16 protein-coding genes are annotated in these 16517 nt (G+C 46.1%); 11 read left to right on the top strand and 5 right to left on the bottom strand.

Annotated elements, in window-relative coordinates; genetic code table 11:
- The first annotated feature begins 70 nt into the window (after nt 1–70).
- Nucleotides 71–1144 carry a dipeptidase gene (locus BUB18_RS26230; RefSeq protein WP_073086917.1) on the top strand — a complete coding sequence of 358 codons (1074 nt, stop codon included), beginning with the start codon at nt 71–73 and terminating at the stop codon, nt 1142–1144.
- A 343-nt stretch (nt 1145–1487) separates the two neighbouring features.
- Here BUB18_RS26230 and BUB18_RS26225 read toward each other — a convergent pair whose 3' ends face one another.
- Nucleotides 1488–1685, bottom strand: a complete 198-nt coding sequence (locus tag BUB18_RS26225) for a hypothetical protein (protein WP_178372216.1) — start codon at nt 1683–1685, stop codon at nt 1488–1490.
- Entirely contained in the window at nt 1657–1866 is a 210-nt protein-coding gene (locus BUB18_RS29520) for a hypothetical protein (RefSeq protein WP_143160109.1), read from the bottom strand. Before BUB18_RS29520 ends, BUB18_RS26225 begins: the two co-directional genes overlap by 29 nt.
- A gap of 261 nt (nt 1867–2127) precedes the next feature.
- On the opposite strand from BUB18_RS29520, the gene BUB18_RS26220 reads away from it, so the two are divergent.
- From BUB18_RS26220 to BUB18_RS26210, 3 genes are read left to right on the top strand one after another with little or no spacing between them, the layout of a single operon-like run.
- On the top strand, nt 2128–3144 hold the full coding sequence (locus tag BUB18_RS26220; RefSeq protein ID WP_143160108.1) for a hypothetical protein: 1017 nt from the start codon (nt 2128–2130) through the stop codon (nt 3142–3144).
- A gap of 8 nt (nt 3145–3152) precedes the next feature.
- Nucleotides 3153–4184 carry a DUF481 domain-containing protein gene (locus tag BUB18_RS26215; RefSeq protein WP_178372215.1) on the top strand — a complete coding sequence of 344 codons (1032 nt, stop codon included), beginning with the start codon at nt 3153–3155 and terminating at the stop codon, nt 4182–4184.
- 45 nt (nt 4185–4229) lie between these two features.
- A complete protein-coding gene (locus BUB18_RS26210; RefSeq protein WP_073086856.1) occupies nt 4230–4799 on the top strand; it encodes a DUF4136 domain-containing protein in 570 nt (189 codons plus the stop codon).
- Between the two features lie 352 nt (nt 4800–5151).
- Here the strand turns inward: BUB18_RS26210 and BUB18_RS26205 are convergent, their stop codons facing one another.
- Nucleotides 5152–5772 (bottom strand): outer membrane beta-barrel protein, encoded by a 621-nt coding sequence (locus BUB18_RS26205; protein WP_073086854.1) that lies wholly within the window; start codon nt 5770–5772, stop codon nt 5152–5154.
- A 20-nt stretch (nt 5773–5792) separates the two neighbouring features.
- Entirely contained in the window at nt 5793–6416 is a 624-nt protein-coding gene (locus BUB18_RS26200; protein ID WP_073086852.1) for a DUF4136 domain-containing protein, read from the bottom strand.
- A gap of 327 nt (nt 6417–6743) precedes the next feature.
- Between BUB18_RS26200 and BUB18_RS26195 the strand changes: the two genes are divergently transcribed.
- From BUB18_RS26195 to BUB18_RS26175, 5 genes are all read left to right on the top strand, one after another.
- Entirely contained in the window at nt 6744–7940 is a 1197-nt protein-coding gene (locus BUB18_RS26195) for a BamA/TamA family outer membrane protein (protein ID WP_073086850.1), read from the top strand.
- The gene (locus BUB18_RS26190) at nt 7928–8623 is read left to right on the top strand and encodes an outer membrane beta-barrel protein (RefSeq protein ID WP_073086848.1); all 696 of its coding nucleotides are present in this window, start codon (nt 7928–7930) and stop codon (nt 8621–8623) included. Before BUB18_RS26195 ends, BUB18_RS26190 begins: the two co-directional genes overlap by 13 nt.
- A 46-nt stretch (nt 8624–8669) precedes the next feature.
- Nucleotides 8670–9212, top strand: a complete 543-nt coding sequence (locus tag BUB18_RS26185; RefSeq protein WP_073086846.1) for a PepSY-like domain-containing protein — start codon at nt 8670–8672, stop codon at nt 9210–9212.
- 123 nt (nt 9213–9335) lie between these two features.
- Nucleotides 9336–10880 (top strand): IS1182 family transposase, encoded by a 1545-nt coding sequence (locus tag BUB18_RS26180; RefSeq protein WP_073086844.1) that lies wholly within the window; start codon nt 9336–9338, stop codon nt 10878–10880.
- A gap of 122 nt (nt 10881–11002) precedes the next feature.
- Nucleotides 11003–11884, top strand: a complete 882-nt coding sequence (locus BUB18_RS26175) for a hypothetical protein (protein WP_073086842.1) — start codon at nt 11003–11005, stop codon at nt 11882–11884.
- 2 nt (nt 11885–11886) lie between these two features.
- Here BUB18_RS26175 and BUB18_RS26170 read toward each other — a convergent pair whose 3' ends face one another.
- Nucleotides 11887–12339, bottom strand: a complete 453-nt coding sequence (locus BUB18_RS26170; protein ID WP_073086840.1) for a DoxX family protein — start codon at nt 12337–12339, stop codon at nt 11887–11889.
- A 126-nt stretch (nt 12340–12465) separates the two neighbouring features.
- Between BUB18_RS26170 and BUB18_RS26165 the strand changes: the two genes are divergently transcribed.
- Nucleotides 12466–13029, top strand: a complete 564-nt coding sequence (locus BUB18_RS26165; protein ID WP_073086838.1) for a hypothetical protein — start codon at nt 12466–12468, stop codon at nt 13027–13029.
- Between the two features lie 272 nt (nt 13030–13301).
- Complete coding sequence (locus tag BUB18_RS26160) at nt 13302–16472, top strand: TonB-dependent receptor (protein WP_073086836.1); 3171 nt, start codon at nt 13302–13304, stop codon at nt 16470–16472.
- Nucleotides 16473–16517 lie beyond the last annotated feature (45 nt).

Genomic DNA, 16517 nt, shown 5'->3' with positions numbered 1-16517 from the left:
AATTATTAATGCAGTTTTCCTATCGGGGGTACCATATCAGGGTAAACGGATGTCTGAAATCAAATACGCTATGTTTACAATAGATGCGCATCTGGATCTGAGCATGAACGCGCTGGAGTGGAACCGGGACCTGCAGCAAACGGTGCCGGCTATACGTGCACGCGAGGCAGGGCTCAATGATAAGCCAGACAGAGCCAAAGGAGTGGTGGCATTGCCTGAACTGAGAAAAGGAAATATCGGGCTGGTAGTAGCCACACAGATTGGCCGCTACGTAGCGCCGGATAATCCACTCCCGGGTTGGCACTCTCCCCAGCAGGCCTGGGCACAAACGCAGGGGCAGCTGGCCTGGTACAAAGCCATGGAAGATGCCGGTGAAATGGTGATGATCAAGGACCGGAAGTCGCTCGAAGCCCACCTGGCGCTTTGGAACGACGGTACGCCCAATGATGGCAAGCCGGTGGGCTATATCCTGAGCCTGGAAGGTGCGGACTCTCTGGTGGACCTCCGCTATCTCGAACGTGCCTATAACAAAGGGTTGCGCGCTGTTGGCCCTGCGCATTACGGCCCCGGCAGGTATGCCAATGGTACGGATGCTACAGGTCACCTCAACGAGCAGGGCAGGCAGCTGATCCGCAAAATGGAGGAACTCAACATTATCCTCGATGCTACGCATCTTTGCGATGATGCCTTCTGGGATGCCATGGAAATCTTTAATGGGAACGTATGGGCCAGTCATAATAATTGTCGCGCCCTGGTAAACCACAACCGCCAGTTCAGCGACGAAATGATACAGGCCCTCATTAGCAAAGGAGCGGTGATCGGCGCCGCACTGGACGCCTGGATGATGGTGCCCGGATGGGTGCGTGGTACATCCACGCCTGAAAGCATGAACTGCAACCTGGATAAAATGATTGATCATATTGATCACATTTGCCAGCTGGCGGGCAATAGCTTACATGTGGGTATCGGTACTGATCTGGATGGTGCATTCGGAAAGGAGCAATGTCCGTACGACCTGGAAACCATTGCTGACCTGCAGCTGCTGCCGGCTAAGTTTGCTGCCAGAGGCTACAGTGCAGCGGATATTGAAAATATTATGTACGGAAACTGGTTGCGGTTTTTGCGCAAAGCCTGGCGTGATTAGCTTTCTCACAAAGAATTTTGTTTTGTCTTTTTTTCTCGCAAAGCAGCATAAGGGCATAAGCAGCAAAGGCCTGCATTTTGTTCCAATAAGTTTTTTCACTCTTTGTGGGTAAAGACCGAAGGTCTTTACCCACAAAGAGTGATTTTCCGCCGTTGGCGGAAAACCGCTTTCTTAAAAAAAACAACAAAACACAAGTCTTTGCTGCTTACCTGCTTTGCTGCTTTGCGAGAAAAAAAGATCGCTCTCCTGGCGCCGAAGGCGCCTTAAGCAAAAAAAGTCTTTGCTGGCTTAAATCCTTACGCCACTTTTGGAGAAACGAGATCGCCAGGGCCGAAGGCCCGTTTTATTCCGCCTTACGGAAAGACTTAATCGTATACGCCATCGTCAGCATAAAAGTATTTCCCTGAAACCTGTTGCGCGCGCCCATTTCTCCCAGCCAGCGCAGGTCAAACAGCATCCGTGCCTGCGGCACATACACACTGCCTTCTGCACCTACTGCGTAGATATGATCTTTAGCAGGATCGATGTCCGAGGCCTGCATTATCATCCCCGCCTAATTCATATCTCCCTGAAGGAAAATAAAGGGAATAACTGAAAAGGAAGTCTGCCTGTAAACCGGCATCTCCCAACAGGTGATCCCCCTTTAACTGACCATATACCGGCAGGGTGGAAGATAATACTAACCCGAACAAACGTACGTAGTGTAGAAAATTTTTAATCATGAGTCATCATTTTGTAGGGTAAGATGACTGACAAATGAGTGTATGCTTAGGTATTACTAAGGTAGAAGCAAATTTACAATTGATGAAAATCTTTTAAATGTGAAAAAAAGCTTAACCTTTTGCGGATTTGTGTTGTTATAAATTCGTTAGTTAAACTCCCAGGCATATACAGTAGCATCATCATCACCGCCCGAAGGCGGATCACAATGATTATTTCTATTCCCAAACGAAAAAGAGCCCTGTTGCTAATCGAACATGGTGATGAAATCCATATATATCCTCATTGCAGGCTTATTGTGCAGCGGGCAATTGCTGGCACAGGCCGGTGCCGGTATGAAAATAGGCCCCTCTGATCAGGCTTATAAAGATAGTTTACGCCGTGCAGGCTATCCATATCGTTTTCCCATTTGGGGAGCAAAGGCCGTACAGAAAGGAATTAACCTCCAATACCCGGTAGGCGCCATGCTGAATCTACAGGGCGGTAGTCAGTTAGTCAATATCACGGACCTGCAGGTGGGCTTTAATGATAATCCCATGGTGCCAATGGACTTTGTAAAATTTGGTGAGGTAAAGGCGGACATGCAAAGTGCTACTGCGCGACTGGACCTCTGGGTGTTACCTTTCCTGGACGTATATGCCATTGGAGGTGCCGTAAGAGCAAAGACCCATGTAAACGTAGTGGAGCCCTTTAATTTTTCAGGGGAGGCCGATTTTAAAGGAACCACGTTTGGGCTCGGAACCACGGTTGCCGGTGGCTATCATGGTCTGATCACCATCACGGACATCAATCACACCTGGACACGGCTGGATAATATAGAAGGCAGTATCAAAACCTGGATGATTACTCCAAGGCTGGGATATAATTTTTTGTTCAAGAATAAACCTAACCGCTCGATTGCAGTATGGGTGGGAGCTACGGCATTCCTGATAGACAGAGGTACAGATGGAACTGTGAACCTTTCTGACCTTAGTCCAACCGTGGATAAAGATCAGTTGGAAAAGATAATCGCAGAAACGGAACAATGGTATCAGGCACTTTCCAGGCCACAGCAAAAGGTAGTAAAAGAACTGGCACAAGCCTTACTTAACCGGATTAACGGCCTGCCAGACGATATCACTATTCATTATCACCTTAAGAAGGAGCCTACCTCACAATGGAGTATGATTGCCGGTGCACAATACCAGTTCAATCATCGCTGGCAGGTGCGCACGGAAGTAGGGTTTCTGGGAGGGCGTAAATCACTGTTGATTTCAGGTAATTACAGATGGCGCTGGTAAAATGGTCAATGACAATATTACTGTTGTGCAGCAGCTGGCAATTGATGGCACAGCAACTGGAACCCGACGTTCTGGATGAGATAGAGCTGTATAATGGAGATAAGATTACCGGTAAGCTTAAGCAAATACAGCGAGGAGAACTGACCTTCGACGGCGACAAATTGGGCGATCTGGTGACTATTAAGCTGAGAGACATTAAATATGTTGCGGCAAGGCGTAAAGCATATCTGATTGAAACAGTTCAAACGAAGCGATATGTAGGCATTTTGTTACACGGTATTTCACCTGGCTGGGTAAGAGTAGTAGGGGTTAATGATACGATCGCACTGGCTATCCAGGACCTGGACCAGATCGAAAACCTGGACAAGCGCTTCTGGACCAGGTTGGATGGAAATGCCAGCTTAGGTTATTCGTACTCCCGCTCCAGTAATATTGGTCGTATCAATGAAAGTCACAGTATGACCTACAGTACCCGTAAATGGTTGTTCGTTACCACAGGTGATTTAATGTATACGATGGATGAGGGGTATAGAGGTATAGAGAAGGCAGACCTGTCGTTGCAGGGATATTTCGAGTTCTGGAAACGCCTGTTCGCCATCACCAATGCCCAGTTTCAACGTAGTACCGAATTAGGTTTGAATGCCCGTTATCAGCTGGCAGAAGCGGTGGGCCCGATCCTGTTAAAGAACAGGAGACATGATCTGAGAGTGGCTTCCGGTATCTCCGGTCAAAAGGAGTACAGTACGGATACTACCAATAACGGGAGGTCCGTTACTGCGGAGATTCCGGTTTTCGTCAACTATTATTTGTACAGGTTAGGTAAGCCGGAGATCAAGCTGCAGTTTTCAAACGGTATGTACTTTAGTTTAACGGACAAAGGGCGTTTTCGTTTAGACCAGAACGTTACACTGTATTGGAAAATTATTACGCATTTAAGTGCCAATGTGCAGGTATATGTGGATTACGACAGCAAGCCACCTAACGTGGATGCACAGAAGGTGGATTATGGCACGGTGTTCAGTATCGGTTATTCATTTTAAAAAACTATCATCATAATTCAGTAATCATTCAACAAAAAGTACAATATGAAAAGGCTACTCATTTTCGCATTCCCGCTGCTGGCAATGGCTGCCTGCGGTCCAACCCTGAAAGTGACGCATGATGTCAATAGTCAGGCTAATTTCACGAATTATAAAACTTTCGCGGTGTACAACCCGGGCACCCGTGGCGATGCCAGGGCGTCTGTCAGTGAACTAAACCGTAACCGCATTGATCAGGGTATTATCGCAGCCATGACAGCCAAAGGCTATACGCAGGCAGATACCAGCTCTGCGGATTTGCTGGTAAATCCTATCACCGTGGCCAAACAGGGTCAGAGCGTATCCGCTAACACCGATTACTACGGTTACGGAGGCTTCTACCGTCCTTATGGTTATTGGGGTGGTGGCATGGGTATGGCCAGCAGCAACACTACCTTCAACGTCGACAAATACATTGATGGTTCCCTTATCATTGATGTGGTGGACAGAAGTGATCGTAAACTGCTATGGCAGGGGGTAGGTAACAGTCAGATCGACGGACCTATCAAAGATCCGGATACAAAAATTCCACAGGCTGTAAGCAAAATCATGGAATCTTTCCCTAAGAAAATGTAAGCTGGTGTTAAGTGAAATATGAAAAGGTGGCCTTCCGAAAGGAAGGTCACCTTTTTTATGGTTTTATGCAAACGTACGGGGAACGACCTTCGGTCGTTCCCCGTACGCGTATTAGTCCATCGCCTGCGGCGATGGACTAATACGCAAACTCAAACACAACAAACAACAAAACACAATCCTTAGCTGCTTACCTGCTTTGCTGCTTTGCGTGCAAAAAAGACCGCTCTCCGGGCGCCGAAGGCGCCTTCGCATACTTAAAATCCTTTAAAAGCTTTACAGGAAACAAAAAGGCCATGTCTTGAAAAAGACACGGCCGTTCCTAAGCATAAACAAATTAGCAATCATCAAATCTTTACCTGCTGAGGAAGAACCCCACATTAAAGCCGAAGCTTTTCAGGCTGTTCTGATCGAACAAATCATTTTTATTGGTAGCATACTGGTAATGCGCACCTGCCAGGATACCCCAGTTGCCGTTGTTTGGTCTGATTAATACGCCTACTTCAGGCCTAACTACAAATCCCCAGTTATAGGTGTTATCCTCGAAGATGTTGTAGTAGATAGTTTGTTCCGCATACATGGCCCCCAGTCCTACGCCGATGTAAGGCATTACTGGTTTCCAGCTGTTGAAGTAGTAGTGTGCGGTAGCTGTTACCGGCACAGTATATATCACTCTGTCCATATCAGTAGTGATAGCAGAGTTACCATCTTTATAGTATACGGTCTGCGTAGGGGTATACTGCTCGTAAGAGTTCCAGCTCAAGCCCAATCCAAAGGAAACGGGAGCATTGGGTAAGAAATGTCTGTATTCTAACCTGCCACCGGCAAGGCTGGTTTTATCAAGAAACTCATTATTGGTGGGTATACTGATCTCCCATGACAAGCCAAACAGATTGGTCATTTTATTATTACTCTGCGCAAATGCACTTATACCAGAGGTCAACAGCATAGCACCCAGGAGAATATATTTTTTCATAAAAATCATTTTGGTGTGAACTATTGGGCTTTAATATATGGTGACTGTACGAATGCCTGGTTGATACCATCCACCGCACGTTGTGTGTTGGCGGCATCAGAACCCAGTGCACCATTGAGGTTTACAGTCCATAATACATTAAATTTCTGATCTGCAGATGCATTTTTAACATCTATCATCTCAACAATTACACTACCTGTTGTAATGGAATAAGCTGTAGCCCATGGATAGTAGTACGGATAGTACCAACCCCAGTACCAGGGATCCCAATAACCAGGATATCCCCACCACCAGCCAGGATATACGACACCTACATATACGTCCTTAACAGCCACAGTATTGATACCAAGGTCAGGTTTGGCCGCTTTGGGAACAAAAGTATATCCTCTTGCATTCAGATTGTCTTTGATAGCATTTACAATCTTCTTTGCACCGTCTCCTACCAGTATGGAGTCGTTTTTGTTGGTTGACAGATATGCAATCGTATCTGAAATGAAATACGTTTTGTAGTTCGTAAACTGAGCTGCGGGGTCCTTGTCAGTTTGTACTACAAAATTGGAGGAAAGCTTGGAGAGGTCCGGTTCCTTGCGGCAGGAAGCAAACAGCCCCAGTCCTAGTAATAGGAGTACTGTTAGTCTTTTCATAGCGACATTTTTATTTTTCCAACATGTATTATAAATAAGTAACGTGAGCAGGAGGACCTGCAGTGAAGATGATGATAATGCTGCTATACTTAGGGCGGGTTTTGCTAATTCTCCTTCTTTCAGAAGTGGATGTTATGATGATTATAACGGTCACAAATTCAAAAAGTTCAAACAAATAAATATTTTATTACGATTGAAGATAATTTTCTATCCCTTTGAAAACTATTTGCTTGTCCGTGCTGTTTATTAAGTACTCTACCAGGCATACACAGTAGCAATCTCACACAATGATAATCCCGATTAATTACGAAAAAGATTATCTGTTGCATGAACACATACCGGTTATTGATCCGTCGAATAGCTGCGGTGCAGTTACTGCTGCTGCTTTTGGGCTGCTCCATGCATTCGTACGCCCAGGACAGCATTCCTGTAAAGCCAAAGTGGAAGTTTTCCCTGAGGGATTCCCTCGATCATGCTATTGACTTTAGCGACTGGATGATCAATGCCAATGGTTTTATTCCCGTTCCATACATTATTACAGAGCCTGCTCTGGGTTTCGGTGGAGCCATTGCCCCGATCTTAATGCATAAGCATGAACAACCATCATATAAACCTGGAGAGAAGCGGCTGGCTCCCATCCGGCCCGATATCACCGGTGGGTTGGCTTTTTATACCGATAGCAAAAGCTGGGGAGCAGGGCTGTTTCGTAGTGGTACTATTGTTAAATGGAGATTGAGCTATAAGGTTTTTGCCGGCTATGCCAGTCTGAACATGAACTATTACAAAACGTTGCCGCTTGTGGGTGAAGTAAAGTATGGCACCAATACCAAAAGCATCCCGGCCTTTCTCCGGGTACAGCGCCAGATAGGGTATAGCAACTGGTCGGCCGGACTACAATATTTCTTTGTGAAAACTACGGCAAAACTCACTGATCATCTGCTACCTGACTCACTTTTTCATCCGAAAGAGTTTAAGAACATCAGCAGTATTCCGGGAGTATTAGTAGAGTTCGATAACAGAGATAATATTTTCACGCCGAATAAAGGCACCAAAATTCATGTGGACGGTAATTTCTCCTACAATGTTTTTGGCAGCGATATGGAGTACACACATCTCAATGGTTTCGTGTATCAGTATATCCCCATTGGTAGGAGGGAAAAGTGGGTGTGCGGCCTCCGGGGCGACTTCCAGCAGGTTATAGGGGATATCCCTTTTTATTTTAAACCCTCGATTGATTTGCGGGGTATACCCAAAGGAAGGTACCAGGGAAAAACCAATGCACTGATTGAAACCGAGCAACGATGGAATGTTTTCAGCCGATGGAGCGCCGTATTCTTTACCGGTGTGGGCAAGGCTTTCGATGAGTATGATCAATTCGGCGATGCTCCCTGGAGCTACAACTACGGTACGGGATTCCGGTATCTGCTTGCAAGAAAATTTAAGTTATATATGGGGGCAGACATTGCCAGGGGTCCCGAACAATGGGGCTTTTACATTCAATTCGGAAGCGCATGGTTAAAATAAAACATATCATTTTTTTAGCGGTATTTACTACCTCTTTCGCCATACAGGTGGCTTCCGGACAGGCGTTAATCGCGTTGCTTTTCGGGAAAAAAATAACATCTACCAGGTTACACGTAGGTATTATCGTGGGAGCCTCCGGCAGTTACCTGGAAAACGCCAGCGGCGAACAACCCCGCTACGGCTTTGCCATTGGCGCATATACCACTTACGACCTGAATACAAACTGGCAGCTCGCCATGGATATTATTATGAAATCGCCCAAGGGAGCCAATGCGATTTACTATGAAAACTCCTTTAAAGCGCCAGATGCGCCGGAGCTGGTAGGAGAGGAGTTCACGAGGAAGATTGTCTATATGTCCTTCTCACCAATGATACGCTATCGCTTTACCCCCTCTTTCGGGATCGCTGTTGGGCCTTATGGCGCCATCCGCACCGTAGCAAAAGATATCTATGAAAAGGGAACGGACAATGGTAAGCTCAGTTATACCTATAATGCAAAAGATGATATTCACCGGATCGACGGAGGCGCCACCTTCGATATTCAGTATACACTCATGAAAGGAAAAGGTATCCGGCTGAATGCCCAGTACAACCTGGGACTCGGGAATATTTATAAAGGAGATATGCGTGGCAAAAACCGGCAGTTCCTGGTGGCAGTAGGTATACCCATTGGTGCACGATAAAAAAACGTTTAAATAATACCATTCATTCATCTTAAATCCTACTAGTATGAAAACGTTGAAAAAAGGCCTGACTCTTGTTATGTTACTGGTAGCAGTTGCGCTGGGCGCCACTGCACAGGACCAGGAAACCCTGTTGAAAGCAGAACGTATCAAATCAGACCAGCTGCCACCTGAAGTAGTGGCAGCCTACAAAAAGAAATTCCCAAGTGCAAATCTGAAAGACATCGTGAAAATTCCTACCAAAACGTATAAAAAAGACTGGGAAATAGATGAGCTGCATAAACCTACCGGTGATGAACAGTACTACACTTTATACCTCTCCGGTACCGGTATGAACCTGGAAGCACTGTACGACAAAAAAGGTAACCTGATCAGGGCCAATGAAGTAGCGAAAAACGTAGCACTGCCACGTACCATCACTACCTATATTGTTACCAACTATAAAGGTTACAACATCACTAAAGACAAGGTAAAAAGGTTTATAGAACCGAATAAAATTAATGCAGACTGGGAAGTAACCGTTGCTAAAGGCGGTGATACCAAACGTTTGTTCTTTGATAAAAATGGTTCGTTTATTAAATCAAAGTAACCATTCATTCATTTGTGGAAGTGCCTGCGGCACTTCCACAAATGAATAGAGGGTGTCTCAAAAGACATCCTCTTTTTTTTTGGGGAGGGAAATCTCTGTGTTAGTATTTTCCGTTCATATATTATGCCCAAAGGAAAAACACTTTCAGTCGTATTTAAAGCCAACCTACAGCACCAGGCGATGCTTTTTCCGCCAGAGATAGGTGATATGATCACAGAAAACCATCCGGTTCGGGTGGTAAATGATGTTATTGAGAGGATCGACATTAGTTTATTATTGAAGCGATACAAATCCGGAGGAACCAGTAGTTATCATCCCAGGATGCTGTTAAAAGTCCTTATTTATTCCTATATAAATAATATTTACAGCAGTCGTAAAATAGAAGAGGCTTTAGGGCAGAACATTCATTTTATGTGGCTTAGCGGGATGAGTAAACCTGATCATAATACCATAAACCGGTTTAGGGGAGAGCGCCTACAGAAGGTCTTGCAGCCAATATTCACCCAGGTAGTGTTGCTGCTATGCGAAGAGGGGTTATTAAACATAAAAGAGCTTTATACCGATGGAACAAAGATAGAGTCACAGGCTAATCGCTATAGTTTTGTATGGAGCAATGGTATTAAGTATAGCAAAGAAAAGATCAAACAACAACTTAATGACTTATGGAAATACGCTCAATCTGTGGCTGCTACCGAGCTGGACGACGATACGGACCCTTCTGGTTATGATAAAATCGACAGTGAAAAGGTGGAAAAAACCATTGCAGCCATCAATAATGCTATCAAGGATAAGCCTGTTGATAAACAGATTAAGCAGAAGCTTAACTATGCCCGTCGTAACTGGCCTTCGGCTCTAAAAAAGTATGCTCAACAGGAAGAAATTTTAGGTACTCGCAACAGCTATAGTAAGACCGACCCATCGGCAACATTTATGCGTCTGAAAGAGGATCACATGAGAAATGGGCAACTAAAACCAGCGTATAACCTCCAGATCAGTACTAATAATCAATATATTGTAAACTACAGCTTACATCAACAAACAACAGATACGTCCACTCTAATCAGTCATCTACAACAACACATTGAATTATATAGACGCGCCCCTACTAACATTACAACGGATGCAGGATATGGCAGCGAACAAAATTATCAATGGTTAGAGAAAAAGCGTATTACCGCATATGTCAAACATAACTCCTTCGATCGAAACCAGCACCAGTCAACCAAAGAGAAAGAAAAGTTCAAAGCAGGGAACCTAAGTCATAATGCTGAAAAAGATTACTACACATGCCCTGCCGGGGGGCGAATGTATAGAAAGAAATCCTTCCTGAAAGCGACCAAAAACGGCTTTAGGCAAACCATAACAACATATCAGGCAAGAAAATGTGATGGCTGCTTATTGCGCCACAGTTGCCATGATCAGCAAACTAATCGGATCATAGAAGTAAATCATAATCTAAATCGACTTAAAGCCTTGGCAGATAAACGATTAACAACGAAAAAAGGGGTGCAGAAGCGTAAACAACGTTGTTATGATGTGGAGCCAGTCTTCGCTAATATTAAGCATAACCATGGCTTTAAACGATTTATGCTCAAAGGCATGGAAAAAGTTAGTATTGAAATGGGATTAATCGCCTTGGCACACAACCTGAGAAAGAAAATAGCGTAAAAATCATCCTGAAACTATTTTTATTAAAACGAAAATCAAGAAATCAATATAATACTAACACGATCTAAAAAAGAAGCCGTCTCTTGTTTTGAGACGGCTTCTATTCAAAACCATCGTATCTTATGAAAACGCTGTTGCTTTATACCGGATTAATTACCATATTGCTCATTAGCAGAAACACCTTCGCCCAGGAAACAAATCCAACCATGACGGTGAGCCAGGACCCTCCTGAATACAAACACCAGGCTCCCTGGTTTGTAAACCGTTTTAAAGTATCGGCAGGATTATTTTTTGTAGTGAACAATACCGATGTTACCCTGGAAAATGCCTCTGGTACCACCGGCACCGATATTAACTTTGAAGATGACCTCGGGTTTAATAAAAACACCGCCACATTCCTCGGAGATTTCCAATGGCGCATATCCCGCAGGTCGCGGCTCGATTTTAAGTATGCCAGCATCCGGCGGACTTCAGATTATACTTTGAAAAAAGATATTCAATTCGGTGACCAAACCTACAACATTAACTCTTCCGTACATGCCTGGTTTAATACCGATATATACCGGATATCCTACGGCTTTGCTTTCCTGCAAAGTTCGAAATATGAGGTAGGTGTACTCGTTGGTGCACACATGGTAGGCCTCGGCATTGGCATGGAACTGACCGGTAATAACATCAACAACAGAACGGAACGTTTCTCTATTACGGCGCCGTTACCGGATGTAGGCATCTGGGGCGGATATGCGATCACAGACCGTATAGCCGTGAACGGTGAATTCAGCTGGCTGAAACTTTCTATTGATGATATTACAGGACGTATCCTTAGCGGGAACCTGATGGTAAGTTATCGCATCATTCCTCGCCTGGAAGCAGCCATCGGATATACCGGATTCAACTTTAATGTGGATGCTACCCGCGACCACCTGCAGGGCAAACTCAAATGGGGCTACAACGGACCATCGCTGACGGTATCCTATGCATTTGGGAAGAAGAGGTGGCTGTAGTGCTACACCGCTACAGCACTGAAGTATACCCAGATAATAAACAGCAGCTGCAACGGAATCCTGAACCAGAGATATGGTATACCATTTCCATTGTTGGTGCCCTTCTGGTAATCCACCTGCTTCAGCGCCGCATAAATGTTAGCCGGCAATACCGCCAGGAAAAATATTATCAGGCAGATGCCGGTCAGGTGTGCCCATCCTGGCAGCAGTAAACCTATGCCGCCCATTATCTCCAGTATCCCCGTGATATAAACGAGCCCCTTCTTAAACGGTATGCCGGGCGGCATCATCATCTCCATACCCTTTGTAAAAGCAAAATGAGCGCTGGCAGTAAAAAACAACATGACGGCCATGGCTATACGACCTGCAAACGCCCACTCGTAACCGCCGTGTATAAAGTGAAGTGCCAGCAGGGCAATAAAAAAGGTAGTTATTAAAACAAGGAGTGGTTTCATAATATTTTGTGATTGAAGGCTTCAAAGATATATTTTTTTCATATCTCATCACTCCCGTGATAATGCAGTGGTATGTAGTAATTTATAGAACCATGTAATTCCGCTGTTACACTAAACCCCAGTCAAATGCCATTATCACGATTACAGCGAACCATCGAAGGCCTGCGCCAGCTGGCTGCCCGTTCCAGAGCCGGAAATTTCCTGGAAGTGCTTCCGGAAACCGTTATCATCCGTCCGCTGGGGGATGAGCGATTATTTGTGAAGGCCGTATGGATGGCGTTGTATGTTGTACCCCTGGCGTATGGGGGATATGTACTCCTCTATGGGCTCGACTCCTGGCTGGCCCCGCCGCTGTTACTGCTGTTTTGTATCATCACCGGCCGTGATATCTACCTGGTTACCTTCGGACAGCAATACGTGGACATTGACCTGAAAGCAAGAGTTTTCCGGTTGCAACGGCTCCATCAGTTTTATAACACCCCTCCTGTATCCGAGGTACCGTTCGATAGAGTGAAGCAGGTAACGCTCACGCATGTATCCGTACACCGCCTGGTTAAATTATACCGCATCAGTTTTGTAGATCATGAAGATCAGGTGATTACCTATTTCGATTTACGACCGGATGTATTTAGTTTTTACCTGGCCGGAAAACTTCGTTTACTCCTCACCGTAGTATTGAAGTCCTGCTGACCTTTTACGAAGGAAATGGAGAGCCAGGCGACCTCCATTTTCTTCCTGATCCGCTACCTCAGCCGACGGACTGTGAAATGTGTTAAAAAGTAGACGGGCAGAGCAATTCCAGCCAAAAAAATCTTTCAAAAAATTATGTACCCTGAAATTTAATTTCTACTTTCAGTAAACATGTGCACCATGTGAATGCTACGTTATGTCAATCAGTGAACACCGGATTCCAACAAAATGCAATTGTAAATACACTCTGCTTATCAATCAAATCAAGCCATATGAAAGCTGTATGTAGTGTTGCCTTATCATTCGTATTATGCTGTCTTTTTTCACTGCACCTGTATGCCCAAACTACGCAGGCTTCAGTGGCCGGAACGGTGTCAGATGATGCCAAACAACTGATACCGGGAGCCTCCGTGCTGATTCGTAACGAATCCACCGGCTTCACCAGCAGAACGGTCACCAATGCCAAAGGGGAATTCAACTTCAAGGAGTTGCCCCTGGGAGGTCCGTATTCCATCAGTATTTCTTCTGTTGGGTACGGCGCGCAAAAACTAACCGGTTATACGCTCAACCAGGGCGACCTGGTACGTATCAAAGCAGTACTCCAATCCTCGTCCGTAAACATCAACGAAGTGAAAGTGACTGCCTCCGGACTGAAAAACAAAACCGAGAACTTTGGTGCGGCCACCACCGTTACAGGGCGCGACATCGCCCGCCTCCCGGTAAACGGCCGTAACTTTTCTTCGCTGATCGATCTCTCGCCGCTAAGCAGCGGCTCTAACCTGGCCGGCCAGCTAGGTTCCTCCACCAACATTACCATCGATGGCACTTCGGCTAAAAATCCCACTTCCAGCAGCGGCACCAACGCCAGAATCGGCGGCCCTTACGCCCTGTCCATGGAAACCATCCGCGAGTTTAAAGTGGTGACCAACCAGTACGATGTTACCTACGGCCGCAGCGGTGGTGGTACCATCAGCGCCGTAACCAAAGCGGGTACCAACGAAATGCATGGCAGCGCTTTCATGTACATGCGAAACGACTGGCTGTCCAGCAGGTACGACGCACGCGGGGCACGGCGTACCAACGACTTCTCCACCTATCAGTATGGTGCCACGCTCTCCGGCCCATTGATCAAAGACAAGCTGCACTTCTTCATCGGCTGGGACCACCAGGCGGATGTAAGGCCCCTGCTGATCGCCGATATCAAATCCCCTGCGGATGAAGCGCGACTCGGCATCAACCAGGCTACCCTTGACCAGTACCTCGATATTGCCCGCACAAAGTACGGGGTGGCCAGCTCCCAGCAAACAGGGTCTTTTAACAAGAAAAGAGGTACCGATGCGGGCTTTGCACGTATCGACTGGCAGATTAATGAAAAGAACCTCCTTACCATTCGCGATAACTACATTAATGACCGCGCCCCACTCGGCAGGGATGACAATACTTCCATCAACCTGTATGAGGTGTATGCGGATGCACAGGCGATTAATAACAGTCTGCTTGCTACCCTGCGTACCGTAGTGAACCCAAAGTTCACCAACGAGTTGAAATTCCAGCATCTATACACCTATGAAAAAAGTTCGCCCGGCAGTCAGCTGCCTGCAGCTAACATCCCCCGTGCCATAGTGGAAAGAGTGGAAACCAAACGTGCGGGCACTACCTCTCTCTTTACAAATATCCAGCTCGGTGGACAACGCTTCTCTCCTGAACATTTTTATAACAACGTGTTTCAGTTGGTAGATAACGTGTACTACAGTACGAACAAGGCTAACTTTACTTTTGGTACCGACATCATGTACAGTCACATGAACTCGCTGTATGGTTCCGAAATGAATGGCCGCTTCTACTTCACCGGTATGGATAATTTCAATAACATGACGCCCTACCGCTATGCCCGCGAAGTGGCACTCTCCGATGATCCGAGTGTGAAACAAGGCATTGTGGCCGCAGCGCTGTATGCACAGATGCAAACGAAGCTGGCGCCGGGACTGGAAATGACTGCCGGTATCCGTGCAGATTATACCACGTATCTCAAAAAACCGAATTACAATGAAACTGTTGATAAAGAACTGGGACTACAGACCAACCGCGGACTGAATACTTTTCAGATCCAGCCGCGGCTGCAGTTCAACTGGGATATCAACGAAAAACATACCGACTACCTCCGCTTCGGCGCCGCTATTTTCGGCTCCGATATCAACAACTACGCGATGATCAACAACATGTTGTTTGATGGTACCAAGGTATGGACCGTGGATATCACCGGGGCAGGCGTGCCTACTCCGAACTTCACAGGTTACCGGAAAGATCCTTCCACCGCTCCCGGTAAAGAACTGTTTGACCAGCTGGGCCTGGCCAAACAAGGGACCATAAACATGAATGGAAAGGAAGCAAGGATTCCGGTGGTGTATAAAGCAAACATTTCCTATAATCACTTCTTTACTGAAAACTTTAAAGCCGGTTTGACCTTCTTCACCACCATCGCGCGGCATAACTATATGTATGTAGACCGTAACATGGTGGACCAGCCATTCTTCACGCTGGCGCAGGAAGGCAACAGAGGCGTGTATGTGCCGGCTGCTTCCATCATCACTACCAACGGCGCTACCGACTGGCAAAAGGGCCGTAAAAGTACTAACGTGGGCCGTGTGCTGGAACTCAACAGCGATGGTAAGGTAAACCAGTTCGCTTTTGTGGTGGACGCTACCTACCGCTACTGGAAAGACGGTGAGGTTTCTTTCAGCTATACCTGGAACGATGCGAGGGATAATACTTCCTACAACGGGGACGTGGCTAATACCGCTACATTGTCGGTGATGGTGAAAGATGATCCGCGTGACCTGAGTCATATGACATACAGCGATAACCAGTTCCGTCATAAGGTGGTGTTCTACGGTACGTCTCCTACCTTCGCGGGTTTCAACGTGGGATTGCGTTATTCCGGTATAGGCGGTACGCGGTATAGTCTTGCTGTATCAGGTAACGTAAACGGCGACTTCGTTAACTCCAACGACCTCGCCTATGTGTTTGATGTAAATAATACAGCCGTTCCGGAGGCATACCGCAAAGGCATCCAGGCAATTCTGGATAATCCTGCCGTCAGCTCCGGCTACAAGGATTACGTGCGCGCCAGCATGGGCAGGGTTGCTGAAAGAAACGGCGGTGTGAATCCTTTCTATGGTGTTTGGGATGTGCGTATTTCCAAGAAATTCAACTTCACTAAAAAGCAGCGGATGGAGCTTTCGTGCGACATCTTCAACCTCGCGAATATTTTTAATAAGTCGTGGGGTACCAGCAAAAACCTGGGTAAGCAGAACATTTATTCCCTCGGTGGATTTGACTATGCTAACCTGGCGTATAAATACAACGTAAATACAAACAGCGGTACGGTATCGCCGGGTGGTAATCCATGGCAAATACAGGTAGGCGCCCGTTATGAATTTTAACCAGGTTGGGTCTGAGCCTTCGGCCCAGACCCAACCTGAATTTGC

The organism is Chitinophaga jiangningensis (genome assembly GCF_900142605.1).
In the GTDB taxonomy this organism is placed as follows: domain Bacteria; phylum Bacteroidota; class Bacteroidia; order Chitinophagales; family Chitinophagaceae; genus Chitinophaga; species Chitinophaga jiangningensis.
Note: the sequence above shows the minus strand (reverse complement) of the source record. Positions and strands in the feature narration are given on the sequence as shown.

Bases quoted from the DNA above. Each gene is read 5' to 3' on its own strand.
- BUB18_RS26230 (WP_073086917.1), top strand. From the start codon at position 71: ATGTTTACAATAGATGCGCATCTGGATCTGAGCATGAACGCGCTGGAG.
- BUB18_RS26225 (WP_178372216.1), bottom strand. From the start codon at position 1,685: ATGCAGGCCTCGGACATCGATCCTGCTAAAGATCATATCTACGCAGTA.
- BUB18_RS29520 (WP_143160109.1), bottom strand. From the start codon at position 1,866: ATGATTAAAAATTTTCTACACTACGTACGTTTGTTCGGGTTAGTATTA.
- BUB18_RS26220 (WP_143160108.1), top strand. From the start codon at position 2,128: ATGAAATCCATATATATCCTCATTGCAGGCTTATTGTGCAGCGGGCAA.
- BUB18_RS26215 (WP_178372215.1), top strand. From the start codon at position 3,153: ATGACAATATTACTGTTGTGCAGCAGCTGGCAATTGATGGCACAGCAA.
- BUB18_RS26210 (WP_073086856.1), top strand. From the start codon at position 4,230: ATGAAAAGGCTACTCATTTTCGCATTCCCGCTGCTGGCAATGGCTGCC.
- BUB18_RS26205 (WP_073086854.1), bottom strand. From the start codon at position 5,772: ATGAAAAAATATATTCTCCTGGGTGCTATGCTGTTGACCTCTGGTATA.
- BUB18_RS26200 (WP_073086852.1), bottom strand. From the start codon at position 6,416: ATGAAAAGACTAACAGTACTCCTATTACTAGGACTGGGGCTGTTTGCT.
- BUB18_RS26195 (WP_073086850.1), top strand. From the start codon at position 6,744: ATGAACACATACCGGTTATTGATCCGTCGAATAGCTGCGGTGCAGTTA.
- BUB18_RS26190 (WP_073086848.1), top strand. From the start codon at position 7,928: ATGGTTAAAATAAAACATATCATTTTTTTAGCGGTATTTACTACCTCT.
- BUB18_RS26185 (WP_073086846.1), top strand. From the start codon at position 8,670: ATGAAAACGTTGAAAAAAGGCCTGACTCTTGTTATGTTACTGGTAGCA.
- BUB18_RS26180 (WP_073086844.1), top strand. From the start codon at position 9,336: ATGCCCAAAGGAAAAACACTTTCAGTCGTATTTAAAGCCAACCTACAG.
- BUB18_RS26175 (WP_073086842.1), top strand. From the start codon at position 11,003: ATGAAAACGCTGTTGCTTTATACCGGATTAATTACCATATTGCTCATT.
- BUB18_RS26170 (WP_073086840.1), bottom strand. From the start codon at position 12,339: ATGAAACCACTCCTTGTTTTAATAACTACCTTTTTTATTGCCCTGCTG.
- BUB18_RS26165 (WP_073086838.1), top strand. From the start codon at position 12,466: ATGCCATTATCACGATTACAGCGAACCATCGAAGGCCTGCGCCAGCTG.
- BUB18_RS26160 (WP_073086836.1), top strand. From the start codon at position 13,302: ATGAAAGCTGTATGTAGTGTTGCCTTATCATTCGTATTATGCTGTCTT.